This is a genomic window from Streptomyces chilikensis, from assembly GCF_001642695.1.
GTDB lineage: Bacteria > Actinomycetota > Actinomycetes > Streptomycetales > Streptomycetaceae > Streptomyces > Streptomyces chilikensis.
Genome location: NZ_LWCC02000031.1, coordinates 21,496 through 28,315, shown reverse-complemented (window position 1 = coordinate 28,315; position 6,820 = coordinate 21,496). Strand labels below are relative to the sequence as shown.

The following is a 6,820-nucleotide window of genomic DNA, read 5'->3' as shown; positions in this document are numbered from 1 at the left end:
CCAGGCCGCGGCGCGTATGCCCCGCGGCAGCCGCGGGGCATACGCCCGCATCGCCATCAGCGCCAGCATGAAGACCAGCGCCGTCACGAAGCCGAAGATCAGGTTCCAGCCGGTGACGGGGCCTCCGTGGCGGCTGTTGGTGGCCGCCCAGGCGCCGTAGAGCAGTCCGAGGACCAGGGGCAGGGCCCACTTCATGATCTTGGTCCCGCGGTCGCCGAGCATCCGCAGGTCCGCGTCCCGGCGCAGGTCGGACCCCGGGTGCCAGGTGCCGGGGGGCCGGGGCAGGGAGCCCCGTGGGGCGTGTGGCGCGTAGGTCATGGAAACGCTCCTCTCCGCCGGAGGCCGGGGCCCCGGGACCAGGACCTCGAGGATGGACCGGATGCCGCGGACTCGCCGCGGCCTGTGGACGAACCCCGGCTCCGGTTTCCAGCGGACACCCGTCCGGGTGAACGGGCAACTCGGGAACGCCCCGGTGTCCACCACCGGATGCAGCCCCCTCTCCCTCGTGTTTCGCTGAGGACATGCGGTTCACGCCCCCGGCCGACGGAAGCAGCGCCACCGCAGACCCGGCCTACGACCCCGGGGCGCCGCGTTCCGCCTTCGTCCGCAGGGGGCGGCTGGACCGGCTCCTGTACTGGCGGGGCCACGACATCGGCTGGGTGCTGCCGGTGCTGATCGGAGTGACCGGGGCCGTCGTGGAGCTCACGACGCCCGACTGGTTCCGGGCGTCGTCCTGGCTGGTGCTGGTCTCCGGGACGGCCGCCGCGCTGTGCGGTGTGCGGACCACCGTGCTCCTGGTGGTGCTCTCGCTGCTCGCCTACGGGGTGCTCACCGTGGTGGACCGGCCGATGGTGAGCGGGTGGCCGGTGCTGGTGCTGCTGGTGGTCGGCGGGGTGCTGTCGGTCCTCGCCTGCGCGGTGCGCGTCACCCACGCGGCCGAGCTGCTGCGGTTGTCCGTGGTCGCGGACACCACCCGCCGGGCGGTGCTCCGTCCCCTTCCGCCCGGGCTCGGCGGTCTGGAGCACGCGGAGCTCTACCTGCCGGCCGACAGCGAGGCGCGGGTGGGGGGCGACTTCTACGACATCCAGCCGAGCCCCTGGGGGACCCGGGTGCTGATCGGCGACGTCCAGGGCAAAGGACTGGAGGTGGTGGAGATCGCGGCCGCCCTGCTGGGCACCTTCCGGGAGGCCGCGTACCACGAGCGGTGCCTGGCGACGGTGGCGTCGCGGCTGGAGGTCCGCCTGAAGCGGCAGGTCGCCTACCGCCTCGACATGGGCGACGAGCAGGACGGGGACCGCTTCGCCACGGCGGTGATGCTGGGCTTCCCGGCCGACGAGCCGGACGTGCTGGAGCTCGTCAATTTCGGACACGAGCCGCCCCTGCTCATCGATCCCTCGGGAGGAACCGGTCCGCTGCCCGGTGCGCACGGTCTGCCGCTGGGGATGAGCGACATCGCGGACCGGCCGCCGCCGGTGCTGCGCGTCACCGTCCCCGTGGGCGCCACCCTGCTGCTCACCACGGACGGGGTCACCGAGGCGCGGAACGAGGCCGGGACCTTCTACCCGCTGCGCGAGGAGGTGACCAGGGCCGCCGCGCGTCGTCCGGAGGCCCGGAGGCCGCGTGCCGTCACCCGGTTCGTCCGGGACGGGGTCCTGCTGCACACCGACGGCCGTCTGGAGGACGACACGACGATCTTCTCCGTCCGGCGCCCCGGCCCGGACGAGCAGCCGCCCTGGCGGCAGCCGCCCCGGCCGCCCGACGGGGGCTACGGCGGGGACGGCGTCCATGGCGGGGCCAACGGTCATGGCGGAGCCAACGGTCATGGCGGAGCCGGTGGGCACGCGGAGGCCGGGGGACACGCCGGGGACGGCGGGCATGGCGGGCATGGCGGGTGCGGCGGGTAGGGCGGGTACCGCGAGGCCAACGGCCATGGCGGCCATGGAGGGGCGGGCACGGGGAGGCCGGCGGGCACGGGGAAGCCGGGGGGCACGCCGGGGCCCGTGCCGGGCCGCCGCGGGCCTCACCCGCACGGACGCTCCGGCCGCGGACGGAGTGACGGGCGCGGACGGGCGCCGGGCGCCCCCGCCCGGTCTCAGCGCTCGTGCGGGCCGTCGGCCGGCGATCCGAGGAGGCCGTGGCGGTGGACGAGCCAGGTGATGGCGGTGAGGCGGCAGACGGCGAAGTCGTGGCCGGCCGGCTCGCGCCAGTCGAGTTCCGCCAGGCCGTCGAGGAAGCCGAGGGCGTAGTCCGCGAGGCCGGCGGGGTCCGGGGCGGCCGGGGCGAGGGCGCCGCCCGGGCCGGCGGGGGAGAGCCGGTCGCGCAGTTCCGCCACGTGCTGGTCCACCGCCGCGGTGAAGCCGGGCTCGAACGCGAACTCGGCGAAGCGGGGCGTGTAGGCGTGGGCGATCCGGGCCAGCGGGGACATGCCCTCCACCGTAGGCGCGGGGCGGTCCCGTCAGGACCCGGTCGCCCATGCGGTGCGTCACACGTGGGGCCGGCCGGGACCGCCCGGTGTCACGCCTTCAGCCACACCGTCGTGTCCGGCGGCAGCACGGCGCCACCGTCGCCGCCCAGCGGCGCGCTGGCCAGCAGCGTGCGCCCCGCCGGGAGCGGGACCGGCGCCGTGCCCGTGTTGGCGACGACCTGCCAGCCGCCCGGCCGGGCGAAGTGGAGGACGCCGGGTCCCTCGCCGTCGAGCCAGGTCAGGGACTCGTCCGCGCTCAGCAGCCCACGGCGGATCCGCAGCGCGGCGCGGTAGAGGTCCAGGGTGGAACCGTCGGCCCCGTCCTGCGCCTCCACCGACAGCTCGGAGAACCCCTCGGGCTGCGGCAGCCACGGCGCGCCGTCCGCCGAGCCGAAACCGAAACCGAGGCCGCTCCCCGCCCCGCCGCGTGTCCACGGCAACGGAACCCGGCAGCCGTCCCGCCCCTTGCGCGCGTGCCCCGTCTGCTCCCAGATCGGGTCCCGCAGCGCCCCGGCCGGCAGGTCGGCGACCTCCGGCAGACCCAGCTCCTCGCCCTGGTACAGGTAGGCGCATCCCGGCAGCGCCAGCATCAGCAGCGTGGCCGCCCGTGCCCGGCGCAGTCCGAGCGCCGCGTCGACCTCCGGTTCCCGGCCGCCGGACAGCAGCCAGGCGTCGGGGTCGGTGCCCGGCGGCAGGGCGAGACGGGTGGCGTGCCGGATCACGTCGTGGTTGGAGAGGACCCACGTCGCCGACGCCCCCGCCGCACGGGCCTGCTCCAGCGACGCCGTGATCACCTCGCGGAGCGTCCGCGCCTCCCACGGCGCGCGCAGGTACTCGAAGTTGAACGCCTGCCCCAGCTCGTCCGGCCGCGCGTACAGCACCCGCCGTTCACCCGGGACCCAGGCCTCGGCGACCGCCATCCGCGGCGGGGAGTAGGAGTCGAGGATCTTGCGCCAGTCCCGGTAGATCTCGTGCACCTCGTCCCGGTCGTAGAGCGGGTGCTCGCCCGGCGCCATGCCCTCCAGGGCCTCGTCACCGCCGGCCGCCAGGTCGCCGAGGTCGCGCAGCGGCTCGGTGAGGTCCTTGGCGAGGGCGTGCGCCACGTCGACCCGGAAGCCGTCGACGCCCCGGTCCGCCCAGAACCGCAGCGTGGTGCGGAAGTCGGCGCGCACCTCCTCGTTGTCCCAGTTGAGGTCAGGCTGTTCCGGAGCGAACAGGTGCAGGTACCACTGCCCGTCCGGCACCCGCTTCCAGGCACTGCCGCCGAACACCGAGTGCCAGTCGGAGGGCGGCAGTTCGCCCCGCGCCCCGCGGCCGTCACGGAAGACGTACCGGTCCCGGGCCGGCGAGCCCGGGCCGGCCCGCAGCGCCTCCTGGAACCAGGGGTGTCGGTGCGAGGTGTGGTTGGGCACCAGGTCGACCAGCACCTTGAGGCCCAGCCGGTGGGCCTCGGCCACCATCACCTCGAAGTCCTCCAGCGTGCCGAGCCGGGGGTCCACGTCGCGGTGGTCGGCGACGTCGTAGCCCCCGTCGGCGAGCTCCGACGGGTAGAAGGGGCTCAGCCACACCGCGTCCACGCCGAGGGTGGCCAGGTGGGCGAGACGGCGGGTGAGGCCCCGGAGGTCCCCCAGGCCGTCACCGTCGGCGTCGGCGAAGCTGCGCGGGTAGACCTGGTAGACCACGGCCTGACGCCACCAGTGGGGGTCCCGGGACGACAGGTCGGGGGTGCTCCCGGTCGCCGTCGCGGCCGCCGCATCCGCCGTGGCCGTCCCGCCCGCCGCGTCCGCGGCCGTCGCGGCCGTGGTCCCGGCGGCCGCGGGCCCGGTGGGCGGGGGATCGGTGGACGGGTTCTGCGGGGGTGTGGGACGAACGGTCACGACGACTCCTGGGCGGCTCGGCTCCGGTACCTCCCTCCACTTTTCACAACGTGTGGACGACCGCGTTCATGCCGCGCGGGCGGGCCCGGAAATCCCGCCCGCACCTCAGCCGTGCAGCGGCGGAGCGCGGGCGGGGCCGCACGCCGGCCCGCCGCGGCGGGCCCTCGTGACCGGCCGGGCCGCCGCGTCCGCCGGGTTCGTCCCCTTCGTTCCCGGTGGGCGCCGTCATCTCCCCTGACGACTCTTGCTGTTCGGTATGTGTGGCTCTAGGTTGAACCGCACGTTGACCGTCGTTCACACGCTGTTTCCCGAACCTGGCTGAGGTCGCCTTGATCCGACGTTCGTACGCGCGTCACCTGCGCGCCGTGGGTGCCGGGCTGGTGGCGGTGGCGGCGCTGCTCCTCGCCGCGCACCTGGGTCCCGCCGGCGCCGGTGCGACGGGCACCGGGATCGCCGGGACGGAGACCGTCGAGCAGCCCGCGGAACGGTTATGACCCCGGCGCGCCCGCGCCCGTGACCTCCGCGCGCCCGTGACGTCCGCGCGCCCGTGACGTCCGCGCGCCCGTGACGTCCACGGGCCCGTGACGCGACCGGCCCCCTACCCCGCCGGGTAGGCGTGCGTCTGTTCCGCCTTGACCGCGGCCCACACCTCGACGCCCGGCGCCAGCCGCAGTTCGGCGGCGGCGACCGCCGTGAGGCCGGCCCCCATGGGCAGCTCGCCGGTGAGGTCCGCGCGGATCCGGTCGCCGTGGGTCTCGATCCCCGCCACCCGGCACCGCCACACGTTGCGCGCGCTGGTCCCCACCGGCCGCTCGCGGTGCAGGGTCACCGCCGACGGGGGGAAGGCGACGAAGACCTCCCCGGTCAGCTCGTCCGTCACCGTGACCGTCGCCTCTGCGCCGTCCACCCGCACGAGGTGGCCCGAGGCCGCTCCCCGGTAGAGGTTGAGGCCCACCAGGCGGGCGACGTAGTCGGTGCGCGGCCGCCGGGCGACCAGGTCCGGCGGGCCCGTCTGGACCACCCGGCCGTCCTCCACCACCACCAGCCGGTCCGCCAGCACCATGGCGTCCAGCGGGTCGTGGGTGACCAGCACCGTCACCGCCTCGAAGTCGTCCAGGTGCCGTCGCAGCGCGGCCCGCGTCTCCAGCCGGGTGCGCGCGTCCAGCGCCGCGAGCGGTTCGTCGAGCAGCAGCAGCCGTGGCCGGATCGCCAACGCCCTTGCCAGGGCGACCCGCTGGGCCTGGCCCCCGGAGAGGCGGCGCGGCCGGGCGTCCGCGTGCGCGGCCAGGCCCACCCGCTCCAGCCACCGGCCGGCCTCCGCCCGCGCGGCCCGCCGCGGCATGCCCTGGCAGCGCGGGCCGAACGCCACGTTGTCCAGCGCGGAGAGGTGGGGGAAGAGCAGGTGGTCCTGGAACACCACGCCCACCGGCCGTCGTTCGGCGGGCAGCGGCGCCAACTCCGCCCCGTCGAGCCGCAGGTGGCCCTCGTCCAGGGCCACGAGACCGGCCAGGGCGCGCAGGGCGGTCGTCTTGCCCGCGCCGTTGGGTCCGAGCAGCGCCACCACCTCGCCCGGCGCGGCGGTCAGCGCCACGTCGAGCAGGAAGTCCCCGCGCCGGACGACCAGACGGGCGTCGAGGCCCGCCGTCACGCTCCCGCCCCCCGCCGTCACGCTCCCACCCCCGCCGTCCACCGGTCCCGCATCGCGCCCAGCACCGCCACCGAGACCGCCAGCAGCACCAGGGAGAGCGCCACCGCGGCGGCCGGATCGTTCTGCAGCGCCAGGTAGACGGCGAGCGGCATGGTTTGGGTGCGGCCGGGGAAGCTGCCCGCGAAGGTGATGGTGGCGCCGAACTCGCCCAGCGCCCGTGCCCAGGCCAGGACCGCGCCGGCCGCCACGCCCGGCGCGATCAGCGGCAGGGTCACCCGCCGGAAGGCGGTGAACCGGGAGGCCCCCAGGGTGGCCGCGGCCTCCTCGAACCGCGGGTCGGCGGCGCGCAGCGTGCCCTCCACGCTGATGACCAGGAACGGCATCGCCACGAACGCCTCGGCGACGACCACGCCCGCCGTGGTGAACGGCAGCGTCACCCCGAACCAGTCGTCGAGCAGCCGCCCCACCAGGCCGTCCCGGCCCAGCGCCAGCAGCAGCGCCACACCGCCGACCACCGGCGGAAGCACCAGCGGCACGGTCACCAGCGCGCGCACCAGCCGCCGGCCCGGGAAGTCGGTCCGCGCCAGCACCCAGGCCAGCGGTACGCCCAGCACCAGGCAGAGCGCGGTCGCCGTGGTCGCCGACAGCAGGGACAACCGCAGCGCCTGCCACACCTGCGGACTGCCGAGCTGCCCGGGCAGCTCGGCCCAGGGCGCGCGCACCAGCAGCGCCGCCAGCGGCAGCAGCAGGAACACCAGCCCGGCCGCGGCGGGCACCAGCAGCGCCGACGGGACGCGAGCGGCGGACCGCGCGGGCCCCACGGCGCTCCCG

The 6,820-nt window shown here is 76.2% G+C and carries 6 protein-coding genes and 1 pseudogene; 2 read left to right on the top strand and 5 right to left on the bottom strand.

What is annotated here, in order from left to right:
• Nucleotides 1-318 (bottom strand): annotated as a pseudogene (locus A2U95_RS21385) (hypothetical protein); the annotation flags it as partial.
• 203 nt (nucleotides 319-521) lie between these two features.
• Between A2U95_RS21385 and A2U95_RS33415 the strand changes: the two are divergent.
• Entirely contained in the window at nucleotides 522-1,904 is a 1,383-nt protein-coding gene (locus A2U95_RS33415) for a PP2C family protein-serine/threonine phosphatase (protein ID WP_206283003.1), read from the top strand.
• Nucleotides 1,905-2,092: 188 nt separating this feature from the next.
• On the opposite strand, the gene A2U95_RS21375 is transcribed toward A2U95_RS33415, so the two are convergent.
• Both A2U95_RS21375 and A2U95_RS21370 read right to left on the bottom strand, forming a co-directional pair.
• Complete coding sequence (locus A2U95_RS21375; RefSeq protein ID WP_166025753.1) at nucleotides 2,093-2,425, bottom strand: DUF6401 family natural product biosynthesis protein; 333 nt, start codon at nucleotides 2,423-2,425, stop codon at nucleotides 2,093-2,095.
• 89 nt (nucleotides 2,426-2,514) lie between these two features.
• Complete coding sequence (locus tag A2U95_RS21370) at nucleotides 2,515-4,182, bottom strand: glycoside hydrolase family 13 protein (RefSeq protein WP_166025760.1); 1,668 nt, start codon at nucleotides 4,180-4,182, stop codon at nucleotides 2,515-2,517.
• A 488-nt stretch (nucleotides 4,183-4,670) separates the two neighbouring features.
• Between A2U95_RS21370 and A2U95_RS21365 the strand changes: the two genes are divergently transcribed.
• On the top strand, nucleotides 4,671-4,835 hold the full coding sequence (locus A2U95_RS21365) for a hypothetical protein (protein ID WP_166025723.1): 165 nt from the start codon (nucleotides 4,671-4,673) through the stop codon (nucleotides 4,833-4,835).
• Nucleotides 4,836-4,939: 104 nt separating this feature from the next.
• On the opposite strand, the gene A2U95_RS21360 is transcribed toward A2U95_RS21365, so the two are convergent.
• Both A2U95_RS21360 and A2U95_RS21355 read right to left on the bottom strand, forming a co-directional pair.
• A complete protein-coding gene (locus A2U95_RS21360) occupies nucleotides 4,940-6,031 on the bottom strand; it encodes an ABC transporter ATP-binding protein (protein ID WP_166025751.1) in 1,092 nt (363 codons plus the stop codon).
• The gene (locus A2U95_RS21355) at nucleotides 6,007-6,810 is read right to left on the bottom strand and encodes an ABC transporter permease (RefSeq protein ID WP_240957513.1); all 804 of its coding nucleotides are present in this window, start codon (nucleotides 6,808-6,810) and stop codon (nucleotides 6,007-6,009) included. Before A2U95_RS21355 ends, A2U95_RS21360 begins: the two co-directional genes overlap by 25 nt.
• Nucleotides 6,811-6,820 lie beyond the last annotated feature (10 nt).

Coding starts and splice junctions, on each gene's coding strand:
- A2U95_RS33415 (WP_206283003.1), top strand. CDS start 522: ATGCGGTTCACGCCCCCGGCCGACGGAAGCAGCGCCACCGCAGACCCG.
- A2U95_RS21375 (WP_166025753.1), bottom strand. CDS start 2,425: ATGTCCCCGCTGGCCCGGATCGCCCACGCCTACACGCCCCGCTTCGCC.